The 20933-nt window shown below is 62.3% G+C and carries 23 protein-coding genes; 11 read left to right on the top strand and 12 right to left on the bottom strand.

Annotated elements, in window-relative coordinates:
* Positions 1-68: 68 nt before the first annotated feature.
* The gene (gene thiE / locus CDPAHKCJ_RS01970; protein WP_166018397.1) at positions 69-692 is read right to left on the bottom strand and encodes a thiamine phosphate synthase; all 624 of its coding nucleotides are present in this window, start codon (positions 690-692) and stop codon (positions 69-71) included.
* Positions 682-1521, bottom strand: coding sequence for a hydroxyethylthiazole kinase (gene thiM, locus CDPAHKCJ_RS01965; RefSeq protein WP_166018395.1), 840 nt, complete (start codon positions 1519-1521; stop codon positions 682-684). The genes thiE and thiM overlap by 11 nt, the downstream gene beginning before the upstream one ends.
* A 237-nt stretch (positions 1522-1758) precedes the next feature.
* On the opposite strand from thiM, the gene CDPAHKCJ_RS01960 reads away from it, so the two are divergent.
* Entirely contained in the window at positions 1759-2988 is a 1230-nt protein-coding gene (locus tag CDPAHKCJ_RS01960) for an endonuclease/exonuclease/phosphatase family protein (RefSeq protein ID WP_346773885.1), read from the top strand.
* 149 nt (positions 2989-3137) lie between these two features.
* Here the strand turns inward: CDPAHKCJ_RS01960 and yghX are convergent, their stop codons facing one another.
* On the bottom strand, positions 3138-4025 hold the full coding sequence (gene yghX, locus CDPAHKCJ_RS01955; RefSeq protein ID WP_166018393.1) for a YghX family hydrolase: 888 nt from the start codon (positions 4023-4025) through the stop codon (positions 3138-3140).
* A gap of 427 nt (positions 4026-4452) precedes the next feature.
* Between yghX and CDPAHKCJ_RS01950 the strand changes: the two genes are divergently transcribed.
* From CDPAHKCJ_RS01950 to CDPAHKCJ_RS01925, 6 genes are all read left to right on the top strand, one after another.
* Positions 4453-5448, top strand: coding sequence for an iron ABC transporter permease (locus tag CDPAHKCJ_RS01950; RefSeq protein WP_346773884.1), 996 nt, complete (start codon positions 4453-4455; stop codon positions 5446-5448).
* Positions 5445-6296, top strand: coding sequence for an ABC transporter ATP-binding protein (locus tag CDPAHKCJ_RS01945; protein WP_166018389.1), 852 nt, complete (start codon positions 5445-5447; stop codon positions 6294-6296). The genes CDPAHKCJ_RS01950 and CDPAHKCJ_RS01945 overlap by 4 nt, the downstream gene beginning before the upstream one ends.
* Positions 6297-6307: 11 nt before the next feature.
* Positions 6308-7585, top strand: coding sequence for an ABC transporter substrate-binding protein (locus CDPAHKCJ_RS01940; RefSeq protein ID WP_240916613.1), 1278 nt, complete (start codon positions 6308-6310; stop codon positions 7583-7585).
* Positions 7586-7653: 68 nt separating this feature from the next.
* Complete coding sequence (locus CDPAHKCJ_RS01935; RefSeq protein WP_166018387.1) at positions 7654-7824, top strand: hypothetical protein; 171 nt, start codon at positions 7654-7656, stop codon at positions 7822-7824.
* Positions 7825-7875: 51 nt separating this feature from the next.
* Complete coding sequence (locus tag CDPAHKCJ_RS01930; RefSeq protein ID WP_166018385.1) at positions 7876-8289, top strand: Lin0512 family protein; 414 nt, start codon at positions 7876-7878, stop codon at positions 8287-8289.
* Positions 8286-8654 (top strand): Lin0512 family protein, encoded by a 369-nt coding sequence (locus tag CDPAHKCJ_RS01925; protein ID WP_166018383.1) that lies wholly within the window; start codon positions 8286-8288, stop codon positions 8652-8654. The genes CDPAHKCJ_RS01930 and CDPAHKCJ_RS01925 overlap by 4 nt, the downstream gene beginning before the upstream one ends.
* A gap of 213 nt (positions 8655-8867) precedes the next feature.
* Here the strand turns inward: CDPAHKCJ_RS01925 and CDPAHKCJ_RS01920 are convergent, their stop codons facing one another.
* Together CDPAHKCJ_RS01920 and CDPAHKCJ_RS01915 are read right to left on the bottom strand one after the other, a co-directional pair.
* On the bottom strand, positions 8868-9899 hold the full coding sequence (locus tag CDPAHKCJ_RS01920) for an HlyD family secretion protein (protein ID WP_166018381.1): 1032 nt from the start codon (positions 9897-9899) through the stop codon (positions 8868-8870).
* 68 nt (positions 9900-9967) lie between these two features.
* Entirely contained in the window at positions 9968-11482 is a 1515-nt protein-coding gene (locus CDPAHKCJ_RS01915; RefSeq protein WP_205700764.1) for an MFS transporter, read from the bottom strand.
* Between the two features lie 124 nt (positions 11483-11606).
* Between CDPAHKCJ_RS01915 and CDPAHKCJ_RS01910 the strand changes: the two genes are divergently transcribed.
* Positions 11607-12356, top strand: a complete 750-nt coding sequence (locus tag CDPAHKCJ_RS01910) for an IclR family transcriptional regulator (protein ID WP_200017237.1) — start codon at positions 11607-11609, stop codon at positions 12354-12356.
* 247 nt (positions 12357-12603) lie between these two features.
* Here CDPAHKCJ_RS01910 and CDPAHKCJ_RS01905 read toward each other — a convergent pair whose 3' ends face one another.
* Positions 12604-13299, bottom strand: coding sequence for a haloacid dehalogenase type II (locus CDPAHKCJ_RS01905; RefSeq protein WP_166018378.1), 696 nt, complete (start codon positions 13297-13299; stop codon positions 12604-12606).
* 133 nt (positions 13300-13432) lie between these two features.
* Here CDPAHKCJ_RS01905 and CDPAHKCJ_RS01900 point away from each other — a divergent pair, with 133 nt between their 5' ends.
* Both CDPAHKCJ_RS01900 and CDPAHKCJ_RS01895 read left to right on the top strand, forming a co-directional pair.
* Positions 13433-13771, top strand: a complete 339-nt coding sequence (locus CDPAHKCJ_RS01900; protein WP_166018376.1) for a hypothetical protein — start codon at positions 13433-13435, stop codon at positions 13769-13771.
* Between the two features lie 449 nt (positions 13772-14220).
* Positions 14221-14466, top strand: a complete 246-nt coding sequence (locus CDPAHKCJ_RS01895; protein ID WP_166018374.1) for a hypothetical protein — start codon at positions 14221-14223, stop codon at positions 14464-14466.
* Between the two features lie 151 nt (positions 14467-14617).
* Here the strand turns inward: CDPAHKCJ_RS01895 and CDPAHKCJ_RS01890 are convergent, their stop codons facing one another.
* On the bottom strand, positions 14618-15133 hold the full coding sequence (locus CDPAHKCJ_RS01890; RefSeq protein WP_043333918.1) for a lactoylglutathione lyase family protein: 516 nt from the start codon (positions 15131-15133) through the stop codon (positions 14618-14620).
* 225 nt (positions 15134-15358) lie between these two features.
* On the opposite strand from CDPAHKCJ_RS01890, the gene CDPAHKCJ_RS01885 reads away from it, so the two are divergent.
* A complete protein-coding gene (locus CDPAHKCJ_RS01885) occupies positions 15359-16234 on the top strand; it encodes a LysR family transcriptional regulator (protein WP_166018372.1) in 876 nt (291 codons plus the stop codon).
* Between the two features lie 26 nt (positions 16235-16260).
* Here the strand turns inward: CDPAHKCJ_RS01885 and CDPAHKCJ_RS01880 are convergent, their stop codons facing one another.
* The 5 genes from CDPAHKCJ_RS01880 to CDPAHKCJ_RS01860 form a co-directional block, all read right to left on the bottom strand.
* Entirely contained in the window at positions 16261-17229 is a 969-nt protein-coding gene (locus CDPAHKCJ_RS01880; RefSeq protein ID WP_166018370.1) for a LysR substrate-binding domain-containing protein, read from the bottom strand.
* A gap of 234 nt (positions 17230-17463) precedes the next feature.
* The gene (locus CDPAHKCJ_RS01875) at positions 17464-17940 is read right to left on the bottom strand and encodes a GFA family protein (RefSeq protein WP_166018368.1); all 477 of its coding nucleotides are present in this window, start codon (positions 17938-17940) and stop codon (positions 17464-17466) included.
* A gap of 164 nt (positions 17941-18104) precedes the next feature.
* On the bottom strand, positions 18105-18431 hold the full coding sequence (locus CDPAHKCJ_RS01870) for a gamma-glutamylcyclotransferase family protein (RefSeq protein ID WP_166018366.1): 327 nt from the start codon (positions 18429-18431) through the stop codon (positions 18105-18107).
* A 252-nt stretch (positions 18432-18683) separates the two neighbouring features.
* Positions 18684-19283 carry an HD domain-containing protein gene (locus CDPAHKCJ_RS01865; protein ID WP_166018364.1) on the bottom strand — a complete coding sequence of 200 codons (600 nt, stop codon included), beginning with the start codon at positions 19281-19283 and terminating at the stop codon, positions 18684-18686.
* Positions 19283-20452 (bottom strand): TauD/TfdA family dioxygenase, encoded by a 1170-nt coding sequence (locus CDPAHKCJ_RS01860; RefSeq protein WP_166018362.1) that lies wholly within the window; start codon positions 20450-20452, stop codon positions 19283-19285. Before CDPAHKCJ_RS01860 ends, CDPAHKCJ_RS01865 begins: the two co-directional genes overlap by 1 nt.
* Between the last annotated feature and the right edge of the window lie 481 nt (positions 20453-20933).

The following is a 20933-nucleotide window of genomic DNA, read 5'->3' as shown; positions in this document are numbered from 1 at the left end:
AGACGACAACGCCCGCCATGGCTGACCATGGCGGGCGTTGTCGTCTCTATCTGATGGGCAGGATCAGATCAGAATGGGTATTGCGCCAGAAATTGCTGAGCGGCAGCGGCGGGGTCTTCGGCACTGCACAGCGCCGAGACCACGGCGAGGCCATCCGTGCCGCTGCTCATGACGTCTCCCGCATTGGTCAGCGAGATACCGCCGATAGCCACCGTCGGCAGCGGGCTTGAGCGCACCAGCTGAGTGAGTCCTTCGATGCCCAGCGGTGCGGCGTGATCGGGCTTGGTCGCGGTGGCATAGACCGGGCCGAGGCCGAGGTAGTCGATGCGCTCGACATCGACGGCCTTGAGCTGCTCAAGCGTCTGGACCGACAGGCCGATCAGCACGTCATCGCCCAGCCGGCGGCGCGCCTCGATCGGGTCGCCATCGCTCTGGCCGATGTGCAGGCCATCGGCGCCACTGGCCAGCGCGACCTCGATACGGTCATTGATGATCAGCGGCACCTCGTACTCGTCCAGCAACTCCTTGAGGCGGATGGCCTGGGCGATCATCTCCTCGTCGCTGGCGTGCTTGTCGCGCAGCTGCACGACACTGACGCCGCCGCGCACGGCGGCCATCACGGTGGCTTCCAGGCCGCGCTCGGCGCACAGCGCAGGGTCGGTGACCAGGTAAAGGGATAGATCAAGTGACATCGGTCAGCTCCAGACGAGAGGCAAGCAGGGGGGAATCGGCGTCGAGAGTATACAGGGCATCCAGGAAACGTGGCACGAAGCTGCCCGGGCCCTCTACTGACTGGCCCGCCGTCTCACCGGCTTCGGCGTAGCAGGCCAGCGCGGCGGCGGTGGCCTGCAAGGTGTCGTCATGTCCGTCGAGTGAGGCGGCGAGGAAGGCGGCGACCACGCTGCTCAGCGCGCAGCCCATGGCGGTGACGCGCCCCATCAAGGCATGACCACCGCGGACACGAATCACGCGCTTGCCATCAGTGACGACATCGATGGCGCCGGTCATCGCCACCACGCAGTTCTGCGTGCGCGCCAGAGAGATGGCGGCGCGGCTGGCGCGGTCCACTGCATCTTCACTGTCATCGCCACTATCGACGCCGCGACTCTGGCTGGTTTCACCGGCCAGTGCGAGTACCTCGGAGGCATTGGCGCGAATCACGCTGGGGTGATGCTCCAGCAATACGCGGCAGGCATAGTGGCGCAGGCGCGAGGCACCGATGCCGACGGGGTCCAGCACCCAGAGTTTACCCTCACGTTGGGCATACATCGCCGCCAGCTGCATTGCCTCGATCCAGCTTTGGGAGAGGGTGCCGATATTGATCGACAGCGCCGCGCTGATGGTGGATATGTCCTGTGCTTCTTCCTGTGCATGCGCCATCAAGGGGGAGGCACCAATGGCCAGCAGAGTGTTGGCGGTCGGCGTCATGGCGACATGGTTGGTGATGTTGTGCACCAGTGGCGCTGTCTGGCGCAGGTGATGGAGCAGGCTGCCGGGAGAAAGGGATGACGATGGGGTCATGGGATCTCGTGACTGGAGAAAGGAAGCATCAGCGTTCGAGAGTAAAAGCTGGTGCAGAAAGGTCAAGTGGCAAGGCCAGGTGCTGACGGTGGCGTCGCGCGGTAGCTCTCGGTCTCCATCAAGAGTCGCGCATTGGATAATAAATAATATCGTTGTTCTATAAACCTTGACGACAAGTCCATAAGATACAGTCTCTTACGGTCTTTTGTGTACGAGTCATCAGTCAAGGGTCATGCAGTGATACAGACAGGTCATCTCGGTAGCGCCAGCAATCTGGTCATCAAGAACTCGATCAACAAGAACACTTTCGACAAGAACAGCACATGCGTCTCTCATCATGCGCGCCGCTGGCTGGGGAGTGTCGGCAAGAAGGTACTGCTGGCACTGTCGGTCCCGGTCTTGCTGGGCGGTGCTGCCGCCAGCCAGGCAAATGCAGTGATTGCCAGCTGGAACCTGAAACATGCCGGCTGGAACAACGGCAAGCATCTCGAACAGGTCGCGGCAGTGGCCAGCCACATGGACCTGATAGGGTTGCAGGAGGTGATGAAGGAGGAGGTCGTCACCGAGCTTGAACATCAGCTGGAAGCGCTGACCGGCGATGAGTGGGACAGTCTGGTCAGCCATGCGGTCGGGCGCAGCACCTATACCGAGCGTTACGCCTATCTGTATCGCGACAAGACGATCGCCTATCAGGGCGGGGCTACCGTCTACCTTGATCCGCAGGATGTGTTCTCGCGCGAGCCGCTTCTCGCGACCTTCATAGAGAAGGACACTGGCCGGGCCTTCAGCGCCGCCAACGTGCACATCGTCTATGGCGACAGCAAGGCGGATCGCTCGCCGGAAATCCGCGCACTGGCCGATATCTATGACCTGATGAAGGAAATCTCGCCCGGCACCCCGGCGATCATCATGGGCGACTTCAACATGGCTCCGACCGAGCCTGCCTGGGGAGACCTGCGCGCCCTCGGCCTGCGTCCGTTGATCACCGAGGGTGCGACGACACTCTCCAAGACCGATGGCCGCTATGCCTCGCTCTACGACAACATCTGGTATGTGCCGAGTGAATGGCCCAAGGCCAACGGCGACGTGTTCCGCTTCCCGGATTATCTGGGCATCAGTCATGAGACAGCGCGCGCAGATGTCTCGGATCACGCCCCGATCTATCTGTCAGTCACAGGCAAGGCGCTGGCGATGTTGCCGCTTGAGGGTGGCAAGCCGCAGGCTGCCGGGGCAGAGATCGCCTCGCGAAGTGCCTCAGGCAACACCAGCTCGGCGAGCCAGACATGCATCGACCTCAACACCGCCAATGCCGATCAGCTGGATCAGCTGCCCAATATCGGCCCGGCGCGCGCCGCCGACATCATCCGTCAGCGTCCGTGGAGTTCCAGCGGCCAGCTGACCCGTATCAGCGGGATTGGCAAGGGCACGCTGAGCGAGATCGTCGCCAGCGGAATGCTGTGCAGCTGAGCGGCGTCTTGAAGACATCTTGAGCCACTGCCTGGCCCACAAGAATGAGGCCCGATCATCACGAATATTGCGTGATGATCGGGCCTGGTCGTTTTACAGGGTCTTGTCGTCTTGCAGGGCCTTGCCTCATTCAAGACACTTCAGGCGTATCAGGTCAGATACTTGGCAAACCACTCAAGCGTTCTGTCCCAGGCAAGCTTGGCGGCTTCCTCGTCATAGCGTGGGGTCGAGTCGTTGTGGAAGCCGTGGTGGGTGCCGGGGTAGATATAGGCCTCGTAGACCTTGTCGTGCTCCTTGAGCGCGGCTTCATAGGCGGGCCAGCCGGCATTGACGCGCTCGTCATGCTCGGCGTACTGCAGCAGCAGCGGCGCCTGGATGGCTGCGACTTCCTCGGCGCGTGGCTGGCGGCCGTAGAAGGGCACGGCGCAGGCCAGTTCCGGATAGGCGACGGCGGCTGCATTGGAGACGCCCCCGCCGTAGCAGAAGCCGGTGATGCCGATCTTGCCGGTGGTGCGATTCTCGGCCATCAGGTATTCGATGGCGGCAAAGAAGTCGTTCATCAGCTTTTCGGGGTCGATCTGCGCCTGCAGCTCCTTGCCCTTGGGGTCATTGCCCGGATAGCCGCCCACCGAGCTGAGTCCATCCGGTGCCAGGGCGATGTAGCCGGCCTTGGCCACCCGCCGTGCGACATCCTCGATGTAGGGGTTGAGGCCACGGTTCTCGTGCACCACCACCACGCCGGGCAGCAGGCCGGTCATGTTGGCAGGGCGCACCATGTAGGCGCGTACCTCGCCGTGACCCTCGGGGGAGGGATAGGTGATGTATTCGGCGACGATGTCGGGGTCGGTGAACTCGACCTGAGAAGCCAGCGCGTAGTTGGGGCTGAGGCTTGCCAGAATCGAGGTGGCCGTCATGCCCGCGACGGCAAAGGCCGCCGCGCGATCGAGAAACTGGCGGCGGGTGATCTGGCCATGCACATAGCCGTCGTACAGCTCCAGCAACTCGGGGGCAAAATCCTTTGCAGTGAGGCGGGTCATGTCAGACTCCTGGGCAAGAGAAGGGACGAGCGAATCTTGAACATAGCAATCCGCCATGACGCTACCAAGTTTTTGCCGTCTTGTTCGCTGAGTCTGTCATTTCCCGAGCTGCTCATTTCCTGAGCCTGACGGTTGAATGGACGTGAGCCGGGACGCGCATATTGCCAGTCGCGGCCGTGTGCATTGTGACTGCAGGCGTCAATCATTATCATCTGCGCATTCCTCATGCTGGCAGGCGTGTTCCATGACCTGTCGTGACAGCCGCTGGCTGGCCTTTCTGGCCTGCATGCTTCTTCCCTCTCCCGATTGGCAGACCTTGCTGGTGATTGAAAAAAGTCCGATGTCTCCCCCCGCGCACGCTCAAGCCTCAGCGCCTGATTCGTCGCCCACGCTCGCCCAGCAATACCGACGCTTCGCCTGGAAACGCGTGGTGATACTCACTGCACTGGGGCTGGCGCTATTGCTGGCCATCTTCGGCGACATCATGACCGGCCCGGCGGATCTCGCGTTGAGCGATCTGCTGGGGGAACTGTTCAGTCCCGGCTCCCACGGCCCCATCAATGAAGCCATCGTCTGGCAGATTCGCCTGCCGACCGCCGTGATGGCGGCGCTGGTCGGTGCCGCGCTGGGGCTTGCGGGTGCCGAGATGCAGACCGTACTCAACAACGCCCTGGCCAGCCCCTTCACGTTGGGCGTGGGCGCAGCGGCGACGCTTGGCGCCTCGCTGGTCATCATCATGGATGTCGCCTTGCCGGGGCTGCCGCCAAGCTACACCATCGCGCTGATGGCCTTCGTGTTCGCGGCGCTGTCGATTCTGGCCATCGATGCCGTGGCATCGCTGTATGGCGCCAGTCGCGAGGTCATCGTGCTGTTCGGCATCGCGCTGGTCTTCGTGCTCAATGCCGTCAATGCGCTGGTGCAGTTCGTGGCCAGTCCCGATGCGCTGCAACAGCTGGTGTTCTGGACCATGGGCAGCCTCTCGGAAGCCTCGTGGGAGCGGGTCGCGATCATTGCGAGCGTATTGGTCGTCTGCCTGCCCTTCGCCATGCGGCGTGCCTGGGCGCTGACGGCGCTGCGTGCCGGGGAAGACCATGCGCGCAGCTTCGGCGTGCCGGTCACTCGCCTGCGTCGCACGGCACTGTTGCGCGTCAGCCTGCTGGCGGCAGTAGCGGTGGCCTTCGTCGGCACCATCGGTTTCATCGGCCTGGTCGGGCCACACATGGCGCGTCTGGCGCTGGGGGAAGACCATCGCTTCTATCTGCCTGGCAGTGCGCTGGCGGGGGCGCTGGTGCTGTCGCTGGCCGCCACGGCCAGTGAGTCGCTGGTGCCCGGGCTGGTGCTGCCGGTGGGGATCGTGACGTCCCTGATCGGCATTCCGTGCTTCCTCGCCTTGCTGCTCGGTCAGCGCAGGGGGCAGGCATGAATCATCACGTCTTTGATTCGCAAGCATCCTTGAAGATCTCGCAGCTGACCACCGGCTATCAGCGTCGGCTGATCTTCGATCGTCTCGATCTGCCTGCGTTACCGGCGGGTTCACTGGTCGGGGTACTCGGGCCGAATGCGGTGGGCAAGTCGACCTTCCTCAAGGCGATTGCCGGCATGCGTCCGGCCAAGGGCGAGATCCACCTCGGCGAGCTTGAGCTGTCGTCGCTGCACGGGGCGAACCGCATGCGCCATGTCGGTTATCTGCCGCAGACGCTGCCGCAGCCGACCAGCCTGGTGGCCTACGAAGCCGTGGCCAGCGCCTGTCGCGCGGCGCGTGCCGAGCTGAGCCGCGAGGCCACGGATTCGCTGGTCGAGCAGGTCTTTGCACGTCTCTCGCTGCATTCGCTGGCCTTTCGGCGCATGGATACGCTCTCCGGTGGACAGCGTCAGATGGTCGGTCTCGCCCAGGCGCTGGTGCGCCAGCCGCAACTGCTGCTGCTCGATGAGCCGACCAGCGCGCTGGACCTGCGCTGGCAGCTGGCCTTGATCGAAGGCGTGCGCGGCGTGGTGCAGGAGCAGCAGGCCATCTGCCTGATCGCACTGCATGACATCAATCTGGCGCTGCGTTTCTGCGATCAGATCATCCTGTTCGCGCCCTCCGGCCTGCTGGCCACCGGGGCACCGCGGGAGGTGATCACCGCCGACCATCTGCGTGAGGCCTACGGCATCGAGGCGCGGATCGAGAGCTGCTCGCTGGGCCATCCGGTGGTGCTCACCGACCGCGTCGCTGATTCGGCCCAGGCGGATATCGGTCAGATCACCCGTGATCTCGGAGTCCGTCGATGAACGTAGGGGCGATGACGACGATGCGGCGTGGTGGCAGGCACTGGGCCGGGGGTTGCCTGCTGGCGTTCACGAGTCTCTTCGCGGCGGGGCTCGCAAGTGCCTCGGACAGCGCCGCCCGTGAGACCGAGCCGGTTGCCAAGGTGCCTTTCGCTACTGAACAGGCTCAGGCCAGCTTCCCGCGTCAGGTGACGGATCTCGCCGGGCGCAAGGTTATGCTTGAGGCCTCACCACAGCGCATCTTCCTGGCCCAGCCGCGCCAGTTGTATGCGCTGCTGACGCTGCTGGATGCGCCACTCGAGCGTATCGTCGGCTGGGCCTATCCCCTGTCGGTGTTTGATCCCGCGATGACCGAGCGTCTCGAGGCGCGCTGGCCGCAACTTGCCACGCTGCCAGCGCTGAGTCGCGCCTCGACGCCGAGCCTCGAGGGCGAGGCGCTGCTGGCGCTGACGCCGGACCTGGTGCTGTTCGATCTCTCTCAGCGTTCGCGTATCGAAGGGTCGCCGCTGGCAGCACTGCTGGACGAGGTCGGCACTCCCTACTTGTATGTCGAGTTCAATCATCATCCGCTGCAGGATGCCCCGGTCAGCGTGCGCCTGCTGGGCGAGGTGCTCGGTGTTGAAGCGCGTGCCCGCGAGGTGGATGACACCATGGCGGCGCATCTGGCGCTGATTGACGAACGTCTGGCGACGATAGCCGAACGGCCGCGCGTGCTGATCAACATCGCACCGGGCGTGAAGGTGGATTGCTGCCGTACCAATCTGCACAACGGCGTGGCGGACCTGGTCACGCGGGCCGGTGGGCGCAATCTGGCCGCTGAACTGGCGCCGGTCAGCGGTGCCACTCTCAGCAAGGAGTGGGTGCTGGCACACCCGCCCGAGGCGATTCTCAATACCGGTGGCCAGTGGGCCAAGGGCGATGGCCTGCGCGCCGGCATCGGTATCTCGGGTGAGGATATCCAGCACGATCTGGCGCGCATGGTGCAGACACTGCCCGGCTGGCAGTCGCTGGATGCCGTCAAGCAGGGCCGGGTGATGGCGCTATGGCATGGCTTCCATCAAGGGCCCTATGCCATCGTCGCGCTGGAGGCCATCGCGCGCTGGCTGCACCCGGAGACCTTTGCCGATCTCGACCCCATGGCCACCTTTGCCTGGCTGATGAATGACCCGACGCTTTCACTCAGCACCGGCCACTTCTGGGGACAGCTGGCCATCGACGAGGGAGACCAGAGGCGCCGAGTGAGTCTGTCGACAGCCTGGCGTCAAGGTTCGGAAGTCGTATTTCCTGATTGAGGCTTTCCTGAAACGATGGAGTCATCGTGATCACCTGACTCGTACGTCAGGCCCGTGGGGGAGTCTGCATGTCCGAACCCGATGACCATGGACCGGCCTCGACGATCAGCCCGGTGCGCAGTGCGCAGCTGGTGGCGATCGTCCTGGCGCTGATCGAGCTGTTCCAGGGAGATTGGCAGGGCGCCCTGCTGCTGGGCGGGACAGGTTGGGTGATCGGACTTTTCAAGCATCCGCGCTGATGGGCGGCGCGAGTGGTACGTCTTTTCCGTGACAGGAAATCAGGGGGTAATGTGGCCAAGACACGCATGGTGACCCAGTTCGGCATGGGCACTTCCATTCGCAGCCAGAACTACACCGAGGCGGCGGCCCGCGGGATTCGAGATGCCCTGTGGCACAACTCCCTGAATGTGGCGGATGCCTTCGGCTTTCCCAAGGAGGCGATGCTGATCGAGGTTGAGATCGGCGTGCAGCAGCCCGACAAGGTCGACAGTGACGCCCTGCTGGGCATCTTTCCCTATGGTCAGCCCAGTGTGCGCGTGGTCAAGGGCGGGCTGGACGTCGCCAAGCCGGATGGCAGCGGGGTCAGCGTGATCGCCAATGTCGCCATCATCGTGTCATTCGACATGGCGGCCACCGGCGTGGCGGCCGCCGGTGCGGCGGCCACTTCTTCCACGGCCGGGCAGTTGGCAGGAGGTCAATCATGAGCGAGCAACGCATCATTCTCGAGATGGGCACCGGCAATGACCTCTACGGTCAGGACTACACCAAGGCGGCCTGCCGTGCGGTGCAGGACGCCCTGCATCACTCCTCCATCGTGATGTTCCAGTCACTCGGCATCGATCACCAGCAGATGCGCGTCGAGGTCACCATCGGCGTGCAGCAACCCGACGCCGTCGATGTGGATGTCGTGACACGAGAGCTGCCGCGTGGGCGCGCCGAAGTGACGGTCGTGCATGGCGGTCTCGACGTGCATGACGAAGCCAATGGCCAGACGCATGTCGTGGCCTCGGCCGCCATCGCCGCCATGCTCGATATCGATCACGACGCCTGGCAGCTGTGTCAGTCGTAGGCGAGCGCGCTGTCTGAGGTCGTGTCGGTCAACAAGGAAAGCCCCTGTGCGTCAGTGACGTACGGGGGCTTTTCGGTTCAGGCCAGGTGGCGCAGGTGCTGACTCCGGACTCGTGTGGCGACATGGGGATGGCAGCTCTGGTGGCCATGATACGTGCCAGAGTTGCATGGCCCGGAAGTTGCCAGCGCAATCACCTGTTGGGCTGGTGTCGAATCAGGACTGCTGCTGGGTCGTGACATGGGCGATCACGGACATGCCGATGCGTACCTTGTCGAAGTCGGGCTGGTTCGGGTCGAACACGATCTTGACCGGCATGCGCTGGGTGATCTTGGTGAAGTTGCCGGTGGCGTTCTCGCTGGCCACTGCCGAGAAGGCGCTGCTGGAGGCCGGCGCGATGCTGTCGACATGGCCAGTGAAGGTCTTGCCCGGCAGGCTATCCAGCGACATCTCGACCGGTTGGCCCGGCGCCATCTCGGCCATCTGGGTCTCGAGATAGTTGGCGATGACATAGGCTTCCTTGTGCGGCACGATGGCCAGCAGCGAATCACCCGGTTGCACGTAGGCGCCGACACGCAGTGAGCGCTGGGTGACGATGCCATCCTTCGGCGCACGAACGACGGTATAGCCAGCGTTCAATTCCGCCTGCTCGAGCGCTGCACGTGAGCGTTCGACCTCGGCCAGGGCTTCCACGCGCTGGGCTTCAAGGACGCCGATCTGCTTTTCCGCCGAGCGCTGAGCCGCCCGGGCCTGCACGAGATTGGCTTCCCGGATGCCCTGCTGTTCATCGGCCTTTTCCTTGTCCTGTTGGGAAGCGGCGTTGGTCATGCGCAAGCTGCGGTAACGCTTGGCATCATTGCGCGCATAACGCAGCGAGGCCTGGGTGGACTTCACTTCGGCGATGGACTGCTGCACGACGGCGTGCTGACGCTCGATGTTGGCATCCAGATCACCGACCGCCGCCTGCTGGGCGGCGAGATCGGCCTGGGCGGAGTGCAGGGACGCCTGGTAATCGCGGTCATCCAGCGTGGCCACAATCTGGCCTGCCTTGACCACTTCGTTGTCTTCCACCAGCACCTTGTCGATCTGGCCCGCGACGCGTGTGGTCACCATCACGCTATCGGCGCGCACATAGGCATTGTTGGTGGCTTCGCGGCCATCGTGGCCCTTCCAGTAGAGGCCCGCGTAGGTTGCGACCAGCAGAAGCGCCAGAACGCTCAGCAACAGGGTGGTACGTGTCTTGTTCATGTCGGTGTCGTATCTCGTCGTCTATGTCGCAGAGGGAAGTCGTTGGAGGTTGCTTAGCTGGAGGGTGCTTAGCTGGCGGCTGGCGTCGGTTGTGGGGGATAGGCGCGGATCGGCAGCACCATGACCAGTATCAGCAGCGCCATCACGAAGGGGATGATGGCGAGGTAGGCATCCGCATAGCTCATCACGGAGGCCTGCTCGGAGATGCGCGTGGTGATATCGCTTGCCGCATCGACCTGGATGAGTCTGGCGGGCTGATTGCCCTGCAGGCCGAGTGCCTCGCCCAGGCGGGTGGTGTGCAGGGCTTCACGCGTGACGAGGAAGCTGCCATAGACGGTGGAGGCCACCACCGTGAACAGGGCGCGCAGTGAGTTGACCATCGCGGTGGCGAAGGGGCCGTCCAGCGGACTGATGGCGCCGGTAGCATTCATTAGCAGTGGTACCACCACCATCGGCTGGCCCAGGGTGTTGAGCACCTCGATGAGATAGAAGTTGTCACGATTCCAGTCGCTGGTGAGCTGCGAGCCCAGCAGGCAGCTGATCAGGATCAACACCAGGCCCGTGGCCATCACATAGCGGCTGTCGACGCTCCTGCGATTGATCAGTGTCGCCACCAGCGGTGCCAGCAGCAGCTGCGGCAGAGCCATGGTCAGCATCACCGGGAACAGCTGCATGGGGCGATAGCCCTGTACCTCGCCCAGGAAGGCGGCGGGAATGGTGCCGGCGGCCAGGGTCAGGAACATGAAGGTACACAGGGTAAGAATGCCGAAGGCGAAGTTGCGATGGGCCAGGAGCTGCAGCTTGTAGAGCGGCAACGGGTGGAACCATTCGTGGATCAGGAAGGCGGCGAAGGCCAGTCCGCCCGTGCCCAGCAGGGCGATGATCACGGGGGAGTTGCCCCAGTCGAGACGCTCGCCCTGGGTCATGCCGGCCACCAGTGCGCAGAGACCGGTAACGCCCAGCAAGGCACCGAGCCAGTCGAATTGCTTGCAGCGCTCCAGCTTGAGCGGGTCCTGTGGCAGTCCCCAGGACACCAGTGCCGCCGCGATGAGACACATCGGCGCGGTTTCCCAGAACACCAGATTCCAGTCGCCCAGGTCGCCATAGAGCGCGGCCAGCGGTGCCGACAGATAAGGGCCGAAGGTGGCCGTCATCGCATAGGCCGACAGGCCATAGAGCTTGCTGTGCCACGGCAGAAAGCGCAGCGCCGACATCATCAACAACGGCAGGATGCTGCCGGACGCCAGGCCCTGGGCAACGCGCAGTCCCGCCATCAGCGGAAAGCTGTCGGCCAGTGGCACCAGCAGTGAGAACACGGCCAGTGACAGGCAGGCACCGATGGCGAAGCGGCGCAGGCTGAAGGTCACGGCCAGCCAGCCGGCCAGCAGCATCATCGAGACTTCAGCAGCGCTGTAGAGGGTGGTCAGCCAACTGCCTTCATCATGGGAAAAGCCGAAATGACCGATCACATCCGTCAGCACCGTCTGAGTGACTCGCTCGCCGACACCGGACATCAGCGAGGCGAGCAGGATACCCACGAGGCCGAGAGCGATTCGTAGGTTGAAGGGTTGAGCAGCAGCCACTGGCAGGTTCTCGCGTCTGACGGAAAGGACAGGAAGATATCGCGGCAGGTGTTTCGTTATACGGTACACTGTACCATTCAGTGGTTTTGTTGGGCAAGTAGTTAGCTTGTTAAGGAGATGTGTCTTGACCACACGTGAGGGTGGTGGCGTACAGGTCGTGGCCAGGGTCGCGGCGATTCTCAAGAGCCTGGAAGGCAATGAGCGGGGCATGAGTCTGGGGGAGATCGCTCAGCGCAGTGAGTTGCCGCGTTCCACCGTCAAACGGCTGGTGGACGCGCTGGCGCAGGAGGACCTGCTGGAGATTCATGGGCATGGCGGTATCCGGCTGGGGTCTGCCTTGATGCGACTAGCGCGCCATAGTCAGCTCGACATCACTACGCACGCCAAGTCATTTCTGGAAGCCTTGAGTGTCACCACCGAGGAGACGGTGGTGCTCTGCAGCCTGAGCGGCAACGAGTTGCTGATACTGCACTCCGTATTGTCCCCGCAGCCCCTGCGGGTATCGCCGATGGCCGGTAATTTCCTGTCCTTGCATGCGACTGCCAGCGGCAAGGTGCTGCTCTCGCATCTCGAGGACGAGCAGGTGGAGCGCCTGCTGGGCACGGATCTCACGGCTTATACGGACAAGACCGCGAGCATGTCCGAGCTACTTGAGCAGCTGGCGGAGATTCGTCGCTGCGGATACGCGTACGACGCCGGTGAGCACACCCGTGGGGTCGCAGCCATCGCCATGGGGCTCGAGACCAGTCAGGGGCATTACGCCATCTCGGTACTGGGGCCGGAGTGGCGCATTACCGGCCGGCATGCCGAGATCAAGACGGCTCTCGGCCAGACTCGTGACGAGATGCTCAAGGCCTTTCGTTCACTCAAGTGAGTCTGTCCCAGCAAGGCCGTCGGACTGTCATGTGCGGCGGCAGATCGAACGGCGAGAATGCGCAGAGCGCCAAGGTCGAAGAGGCGGCGAAGAAAGAGCGAACACGAAGCCAGGCACGGCAACGCCGCCCGTCCGAATGGGCGGGCGGCGTGTTGTCATGGGGCAGCACTCAGAGACAGAGCTGAGAATCTGAGCCTGGAAAGGGAGTTAGAGAGAGTCCAGAAAGAGAGCTCAGCGGCTTGTGCTCTCAGGTCTCTCTGGCCGCGATCAACTGGTCTGCCAGGGTCATCAGTTCCGCGGCGATGAAGTCCGGGGTCGGCACATTCTCGGCCGGCAGCACGGCATTGTGCGGGCGCGTCAGCAGGGCGCCCTGCATGCCGGCGGCCTGGGCACCGATGGTGTCCCACACATGGCAGGCGATCATGCACATGTCGCCCAGCTCGACCTCGAGCTGCTCGGCCACATGCTGATAGGTGGCTGGCGCCGGCTTGAACTGCTTGACGCTGTCGACGCTGAAATGCTGCTCGAAGGCGTCGCTGATGCCGGCTTTCTCCAGCGGTGTCGGTGAGGCACCCGCGGGGGAGTTGGTCAGGGTCACCAGGCGGAAACCGGCCTGCTTCAAGCGCTCGAGCGCCGGTGCAACGTCGGGATGGGCCGGCATCTCGGCCATGCGCGACTTGAGCTCATCGATATCACTGTCCTTGAGCATGACCTGATGGATGTCGGCGACCATCTTGAGAGCGCCCACGCCGAGCGCACCGAAGGGAGTGTAGCGCCCGGAGAGCGTCATGGTCTGCGAGTACAGCACCAGCTGCGCGAACCATTCACGTAGTACGCCGTCATCGCCGAACACGCGTGTGAACAGCGGTGAAAGGGTGGTGATGTCGAGCAGGGTCTCATTGACGTCGAATACCAGTACGTCAGGAAAGGTCGTGTCAGACATGGTGGCTCCCGGGAGGATTTCAGGTAGAGGAAGGGCGCGAAGCGAGGTGGCAGACCGACGGGGACGCCAGGGGTTCAGCGCCAGCGGATCAGCGTCAAGACGTCCGAACTGGCAAGCTCACGCCATTCCCTTCATGGCGTCAGACTACCTGTTGTTGAACGATTGCTCAAATCATGGCCGGTGGCAGTGCGATGACACCTGTCAAAGGCCGGAAATGGTACCGGCGGCCGTAGCGCCTGCTGCGGTCGATATTTTCATGATCAAATGTTGTACAAATATTGAATTTGCGCCATATTGCGTCGCAGAAGGGCTGAATAAACCAAGAAAACAGCAGGGGGAAGGGGCAATGAGCAATATCGCTATCTGGATGGGGCTTGGTTTGGCCGTCACCTTTGTACTGTTGGCGACTGGCGTCTTCGACAGGCTACTGACCCGTATCGAGCAGGATGATCCGGCGCGCAGGATGAAATGATCTGCTGGCGATCACGGTCGAATGGATTCTCGCAAGACCCACCCTCCAGGGTGGGTTTTTTCATGCCCGTTTGGCGAGGAAGTCTGCTGAGTAAGCGTGTCTTGTCGTTACGCGAATCTGAAGCTGGCTCTCCATGAGGCCAGAAAATGTAGCCTTGGGTATCGCTGTGTAACTATCGCGATGTGATTTGCTATCGGGATGTTCGTCGCGGCCAGGGTGGCTGGCAACTCGAGATCAGATCAACGTATTGAACACGCCAGCAAGTTACCCCTCGTTACCATTTCGAGAGATGATCCCGGCAAGAGAGAGTTGTACAGAAATCACATCACAGGTAGCGTGAGTTGGGTGGGTTTTACACAGCATGGGCGATGTTCACACCCGTAATGATTGACTGAACGTGTGTGATCATCGCCGTGAATTCCATCAGTGTGACGCCAGGGAATCGAATCATGGAAGAGAAAGCCAACGCCGTTCTATCCTGCCCGGTATGTAACTGCCTGAGCATGGATTACCAGTATCATGAGCGCGCTGATGATTACCTGGTGCACTGTGGTGATTGCGCCGAGTTCATTGGCACCCGGTCATTGTTGCAACGTGAGCTTGCAGTGCAGAAGGCACGGATTGCCTTGCTCAGTCCACAACTCGCCAGTCAGAGTCTTTACCGTCGTGTGCGCAGCATGCCCGTCATTCATTGAGGCTCAAGAGTAGGGCTTTCGCTGAATTCGCCCGGCAACGGTCATCGTGTGTCGTTGCGAAGGCCTTTCGAGATGTCTCGAGCGTATATGTCAGATACAGCAAGGCCCCGCCATGGCGGGGCCTTGCTGTATCTGACGTTGGCGGCCGTGCTCAGTTCTGGTAAGCGCCGGCGGCGTAGGTCATTTCATAGCTGTGGCTGTAGACCTCGAGGATGTTGCCGAACGGGTCTTCCATGTAGACCATGCGGAACGGCTTCTCGCCCGGGAAGTACTCGCGTACCGGCATGCGCTGCTTGCCGCCGGCGGCGACGATGCGCTCAGCCAGACCTTCGACATCCGGGTCCTGGACGCAGAAGTGGAAGATGCCGGTCTTCCAGTACTCGAAGTTGTTTTCCGGCGTCTCGTGGTTCGGGAATTCGAAGATCTCGACACCGATACGGTCGCCGGTGGACAGGTGGGCGATGCGGAAGCTGCCCCAGCCCGGACCGAAGACATCGCTGCACATCACGCCGATGGCGGAGTCATCTTCGGTAATGGTGGTCGGCTCCATCACCACGTACCAGCCCAGTACTTCGGTGTAGAACTTGACCGCGGCTTCCACATCACCGACGGACAGGCCGATGTGGGAGAAGGTGCGCGGATACGGTGTGTTCTTTTCGTTGCTCATGAGTCACCTCGATATGTGAGTCGTGAAGGAATGGCTCGGTCACTGCCTGCGTGACGTTGGATGCCATCTTGGGCGTCATGAGCAATAATGAAAACTACGTAGCTGTTATGATAATGATAAGACTTGCTTATGGCGATATGTACTCACCCTTCCAGTCTTGCTGACGCTGCCATTCTGATCCTGTCCACTGGCTCTGCCCCCTGACTCTTCTCTCCAGGAGCTTGAATGCTGCAACCCCAATGGCTTCGCACCTTCCGCACTCTGGTGAGTGTCGGCAACTTCACGCGCACCGCGGAGCGGCTCGATCTGACCCAGGCCGCCGTCAGTCAGCATGTACGCCAGCTGGAAACCCGGCTTGGCACGCTGTTGATCCGCCATCCGCGCAAGATCGAGCTGACGCCGGCCGGCCATGCACTGCTGGATTTCGCGCGCGAGATGGAAACCGCCGAGCAGCGCCTGGCCCAGCGTCTGGCGGGCAATGAAGACAGTCATGGCGACATTCGGTTGATCACGCCGGGCAGCATCGGCCTGGCGATCTATCCGCGCTTGCTGGCGCTTCAGCAGGCGTCACCGGGCCTCAATGTCCACCATCGTTTCGCGCCGACGCGCGAGGTGGTGGAGGCCGTGCTGGAGAATCGCTTCGAGCTGGGAATCGTCACGCTCAAGCCCGATGACCCGCGCCTGAGCGTGACGGAATGGGCGCGTGAACCCCTCGAGCTGGTAGTGCCGGCGGGGGTCGAGATCCATGACTGGGGGGATCTCGAGACACTGGGCTTCATCGATCACCCGGATGGTCAGGACATGGCATCGCGCCTGTTGAGTCGGCGCTTCCCGGGCAATCCGGGCATCAGCTCACTGCCGCGCAGTGGCTCCACCAACCAGATCAGCCTGATTCTGGAGCCGGTCGCCCGAGGGCTGGGCTTCAGCGTCGTGCCGCGTCATGCCCGTGAGGCCTTCCAGAATCCTCAGGCCATCAAGGTGGTGGCACCCGCAGATGGGGATGTCGAGGTGGTGGATACGCTGTGGTGGATCACGCGGGCGGAGTGGCCGCTGTCAGCGCGCGCCAGACGGGTACAGCGCGATCTTCAGGCCGGTCTCTGAGACCTGATGAGTGAGGAGGGCGGGCGTCAGGCGTCAGGCAATGTCAGACCGGAAAATTCGCGTGTCAGCCAGCGGGTGATGGGTTGGATCACGGCGCTGTTGGGATGGCGGACACTCATGCGATAGCCATGACGGTCACGCGAGATATGCGGCGTCAGGGCGATCAGCGAGCCGTTGTCGAGCAGGTCCTGGATGACGTGGCTCCAACCCAGCGCGACTCCCTGATGATTGACGGCGGCGTTCAGCGTCAGCGGGAAGTTGTTGAAGGGGAAGGCCTTGTCCAGACGCGGTGCCGGCAGTCCGGCATGACGACACCAGGTGGCCCAGTCCAGCCAGCGGCTATCGCGCATGTCCAGATGCAGCAGAGTGATGCGCGACAGTGCCTCGGCATCCAGCCCTTTCTCCAGACCATGACGCCGCGCGTAATCCGGGGAGCAGACCGGAAAGGCGCGCTCCGCGACCACCAGCGTATCACGATGGTCGCCCGTCAGCGGCGGGCCGAAGCGGATCGCGATATCGGCCTGCTGCATCTGCGGGTCTTCATCGCGATCGATCGGCAGCAGCGTGAAGTGACACTCCGGAAAGGCCTGCTCCAATCGCTCCAGCCGCGGGCGCAGCCAGACGTGGGCGAAGCCGGCACCCGCGGCGATGGTGATTCGCGGTGTCGGCTTGTGCACCTTGCGACGTGCTTCGTCCACGGCGCTGCAGACCTGGCCAAGTCCGCCTGCCAGTTCGGCATGGAAGCTCTCGCCATAGTGGTTGAGTATCAGCCTGCCGCCCTGACGATCGAACAGCGGATGGCCCAGGTGCTCCTCCAGCGCGCGGATGCGCTGGGAGATGGTGGGCTGGGTGGTATCCAGCTCATTGGCCGCAGCCGTCATCGAGCCCAGGCGAACCGTCACGTCAAAGGCGACCAGCCCGCGCAGGGAGGGCAGGTCATCCAGGCTACTGGCGGTATCGTCTGGCGCAGGGGAGCGTGTCTTTCGGGCCGGCACGGGAGTCCTCGCTGTGATGCACTGTCGCGGCGACCCTGTCCTGGAATATCCGGGCCTGCATGAGGCTTCACGCCGTACACCGTGGATATCAGGCAAGAGCGCCACCTTGTATAGGCGGCACTTATACGCGACGCAGCGAGTGACATCAACGCCCAGTCCGGCGGATCAGGCCGCGAGGTCGCACCTGAGCCTGACCAGGGTCGCACCGGATCCTGTTGGAGGCCGTTCCTGAGCTTACCGAGTGCCGCACTCGGCAATTCGAGCATGCCAGGCCGCGATGCTCTCGTCGGGATACTCGGCGTGATGGGCATCACGCGCCTCGTGTGCGACTTCCACCCAGTTGGCCTTGCTGTCGAGCATGATGTGGACATGCTCCGGTGGCACGGGCAGCGGGGTGTCGATCGCCCCCGCCTGCGGGTGGATCAGCTCTGGCCAGCGGGCATCGTAGAGCCACAGTGCACTGCCGCAGCGCTTGCAGAAATGTCGTTCCGCCGGGCTTTCGACGCCGTCGATCACCGTGTGATAGATCGAGATGTGCTCGCGGCCTTCCACCTTGAGGGTGCCGGCGTCGCCCGCGAGGTTGATCGCGTAGCCACCGCTGCCTGCCGTCTTGCGACAGATCGAGCAATAGCAGCGCTGGTACGGGTAGGGATGCGACGAGTCAAGCTGGAATGTGACGGCCTGGCAGTGGCACGATCCTTCAAGCTGCATGAGACATTCTCCTTGTGATGCTTGGGCAAGGGCGCTGGCAAGGCTGGGAGCTGAGAGCTGAGAGCTGAGAGCTGGGGCTGGGGCTGGGGCTGAGAGGATGACTCGATCCAGAGGCAGACTGATCGCTCCGTCACTTGCCGCTCTGCCTACCCGGCCGGAGCTTCTCACATCGCCAGCGCATAGACATAGGCCTCGAGTTCCCGATTGTCATCGAGAATGACGGTGGTCAGGGTGCGCTGATAGATGGGGCCCTCGAAGTCATCGAGAGCATCCCAATGCTCGGGCAATTGCGCTGAGGAAAACACGTGGCCGCGTATCACCTGGCCCGTGTTGTCGACCACCAGTCCAGGGAAGTTGTGCTCATCGCCATGATCGGTGTTTTCCAGTCGACCGCGTAGATAGGCCGAGCTCCATTCGCCATCGATATTGGCGATGACATGTTCGTTGAGGCCGCCGGGGCCCAGTGGACCGTAGATGAAGAGATGTTCCATGCGTCTGCCTGTCGGTTGGGGAAGGGGGAATCCGCGAGGGAAAGACGGCCGTATCGGCACCGTCTTCATTGACGCTGACGTTAGCCAATGATGATGAAGGTTGAGTGGCGAGGTTCAACCCCTTGATGACGTGGGGCGCTCAACGCAACGCCCACAAACCAGATTGCCCCCACTGGGCGGGCCAGTGAGGGCAATGGTCAAGCGGGGGAGCGGAGCAGGTCAGGCGCGTTTCACGCCCCCGCCTTCACAGGCTCAGACGCGGCTGTCGAAACCGCCGGCGGGCTCTTCGCCGATCACGTCCGGATCGAAGGGCTTGCGCGCGAAGACGCGACGCAGTGCAGGCTCGAAGTGCTCCAGCGGCGGGGTCGGATAGTCGGGATCGAAGGCCGCCTGATCGTAACGCTCACAGAAGTCCACGCACTTCTGATACCAGGGATGGTCCTTGTAGATCTCGCGCTCGTTACGGTCCTCGCCGTAGAAGTGGCCGTAGTAGTACTTCTGGAACAGTCCGTGGTGATGGATGATCCAGGTGACCTCGGCACGTACGTAGGGACGCACGATGGAAGCGGCCAGCTGCGAGTGGTTGTAGGGTGCCAGCTCGTCACCCAGGTCATGCAGGAGGGTTGCGACGACCAGGTCATCATCGCCGCCGTCGGCTTCGGCACGTGCCGCTGATTGCAGGGAATGCTCCAGACGGCTGACCTTGTAGCCGCTCAGGCCATCATCGAGCTTGCGCAAGGCAAGCTTCAGGCGCTCCACCAGCCCTTCATTGAACTGATCTTCAAGACGCTCGAGCAGCGCATAGTCTTCCGCGGTGCCGTCCTTCATCTGGATGAATGAAACCTGATCCATTACGCCATTTCCTCACGGTTTTCTTGTTGTGCCTGCTGCTGACGCTGACGCATCAGGGTAGTGGCGAAGCGCTCACGCGGGCCGTCGCTGTCCATGTAGCAGCCCTGCAGGTGGCGATGCCCTTCATTGGTGTCAAATGCCGTACGACCATGCAGTACACGGGTATTGTCGAACATCATCAGCTCACCGGACTCGAGCTGGAAGCGAATCTCGTTGGCCGGGTCCTGGAACAGCTGTCCAAGACGCTGGCGAGCCTGATGGTAGCGGCGCGTGTTCTCCAGCGACATGTGCGGCAGATGATCAAGACGCGGGCTGTAGTTGACGCCGATCGGCTCACCATCGGCGCTCTCACGGATCACGCAGCGACGGGTGGTCAGCTCGGTACCGGCATCCAGGAAGCGGAAGCCCACCGGGGTGGTGCGCAGCAGTTCATAGCCTTCCGGCATCTCGGCCTTGAGCTGCTTGAGCGCATTGAGGCTGTCGACCAGCGTGGACAGACCGCCAGTGGTCTCGTTGACCAGGCAATGCAACATCTGGATGCCCGGCACCGGATCACGATACGGATTATCGGTGTGCGGTCCAAGCGCCACGCTGCGATATGCGAGATCGTTGCCGGTCGGGCGCGAATACACCTCGAAGTAGCTGCCGAAGTTGGTGTCCTTCACGTAACCGAAGTGACCGGCCACTTCCAAAATGCGCTCCGGATCGGTCGGCACGTTCTGCACGATGATGTAGCCAAAGCGCAGATAGGCCTCCAGTGCCTTCTGGAAGTCTTCATTGTTGCCCATCTTCTCCCAGTCGACGCGCTGCGCCTGCTGATCGATGCCCGCATCCCAGCTCTCGGCCTCGGGGAACGGCGTGATGCCCTGCAGCTCATGCGCCAGCAGGGTGAGGTCATACACCTCGCAATGCCCGTCACTGAAAGTGAATTCCACATGCGTCTCATCGACCGGGCGCGCCGCGGTCAACTCGAGATTGACGTCGATGGCATGCGAATCGAACAAACGCTGGGTGGTGACCTCATCGAGCTGCTCCGGGTCCTGGGTGCGCTCGCGCAGCCACAGCGGGCTGACCGGCTCATGGCCTTCGGCAGTGATCAGGTTCAGTGACAGCGGCGACTCGCTCAGGGTCAGCGGCAGCGCGTCGGCCAGGGCATTGGTCAGGGACATGCAGGCATCTCTCCATTAGCACGGTTGTATATCGTGGCCATTATGGGAGCGAGGCATGGGACCTAAGTAGGGGGTGAGTGTTATCGGAGGACATGCATTTTTCTTATGGGATTGAGGGGGGAAGGCTCGCGGCCGTTGCACGACCGTCATTTCGCTGGGGGTAGGGACTGCCTATATATGCTAAATGGATGATTTATAAATTGTTTTGGCTTTTTTGTTACCATCGTCGCGTACAAGGCGGATGGCGGTGACGAATTGGCCCTAAATCTGCAAAGCGAATCAGTGACACCTGCCGTCAGTGAGCCAGTCGTGCCCTCGGAGTCGCATGGGGCAAGGAGGATCACTGTTCTTGATAACTGGCATTTTGCATGCTCATCCAAATCGATAAATAACTGCTATCTCGCTTTGCTAAGCTAAGCAGATTCCCGCATCGACCGGCTTCCGTCGTGCCTGACGACTCTGACCTTGTTGCACTGATCTT

This window comes from Cobetia sp. MB87, assembly GCF_011319755.1.
GTDB lineage: Bacteria > Pseudomonadota > Gammaproteobacteria > Pseudomonadales > Halomonadaceae > Cobetia.
This window is presented reverse-complemented; position numbering and strand designations above follow the sequence as displayed.

Excerpts from the sequence above, each read along its gene's own strand:
- thiE (WP_166018397.1), bottom strand. The coding sequence starts at position 692 with ATGTCACTTGATCTATCCCTTTACCTGGTCACCGACCCTGCGCTGTGC.
- thiM (WP_166018395.1), bottom strand. The coding sequence starts at position 1,521 with ATGACCCCATCGTCATCCCTTTCTCCCGGCAGCCTGCTCCATCACCTG.
- yghX (WP_166018393.1), bottom strand. The coding sequence starts at position 4,025 with ATGACCCGCCTCACTGCAAAGGATTTTGCCCCCGAGTTGCTGGAGCTG.
- CDPAHKCJ_RS01945 (WP_166018389.1), top strand. The coding sequence starts at position 5,445 with ATGAATCATCACGTCTTTGATTCGCAAGCATCCTTGAAGATCTCGCAG.
- CDPAHKCJ_RS01940 (WP_240916613.1), top strand. The coding sequence starts at position 6,308 with ATGACGACGATGCGGCGTGGTGGCAGGCACTGGGCCGGGGGTTGCCTG.
- CDPAHKCJ_RS01935 (WP_166018387.1), top strand. The coding sequence starts at position 7,654 with ATGTCCGAACCCGATGACCATGGACCGGCCTCGACGATCAGCCCGGTG.
- CDPAHKCJ_RS01925 (WP_166018383.1), top strand. The coding sequence starts at position 8,286 with ATGAGCGAGCAACGCATCATTCTCGAGATGGGCACCGGCAATGACCTC.
- CDPAHKCJ_RS01920 (WP_166018381.1), bottom strand. The coding sequence starts at position 9,899 with ATGAACAAGACACGTACCACCCTGTTGCTGAGCGTTCTGGCGCTTCTG.
- CDPAHKCJ_RS01905 (WP_166018378.1), bottom strand. The coding sequence starts at position 13,299 with ATGTCTGACACGACCTTTCCTGACGTACTGGTATTCGACGTCAATGAG.
- CDPAHKCJ_RS01900 (WP_166018376.1), top strand. The coding sequence starts at position 13,433 with ATGGCGTCAGACTACCTGTTGTTGAACGATTGCTCAAATCATGGCCGG.
- CDPAHKCJ_RS01895 (WP_166018374.1), top strand. The coding sequence starts at position 14,221 with ATGGAAGAGAAAGCCAACGCCGTTCTATCCTGCCCGGTATGTAACTGC.
- CDPAHKCJ_RS01890 (WP_043333918.1), bottom strand. The coding sequence starts at position 15,133 with ATGAGCAACGAAAAGAACACACCGTATCCGCGCACCTTCTCCCACATC.
- CDPAHKCJ_RS01885 (WP_166018372.1), top strand. The coding sequence starts at position 15,359 with ATGCTGCAACCCCAATGGCTTCGCACCTTCCGCACTCTGGTGAGTGTC.
- CDPAHKCJ_RS01875 (WP_166018368.1), bottom strand. The coding sequence starts at position 17,940 with ATGCAGCTTGAAGGATCGTGCCACTGCCAGGCCGTCACATTCCAGCTT.
- CDPAHKCJ_RS01870 (WP_166018366.1), bottom strand. The coding sequence starts at position 18,431 with ATGGAACATCTCTTCATCTACGGTCCACTGGGCCCCGGCGGCCTCAAC.
- CDPAHKCJ_RS01865 (WP_166018364.1), bottom strand. The coding sequence starts at position 19,283 with ATGGATCAGGTTTCATTCATCCAGATGAAGGACGGCACCGCGGAAGAC.
- CDPAHKCJ_RS01860 (WP_166018362.1), bottom strand. The coding sequence starts at position 20,452 with ATGTCCCTGACCAATGCCCTGGCCGACGCGCTGCCGCTGACCCTGAGC.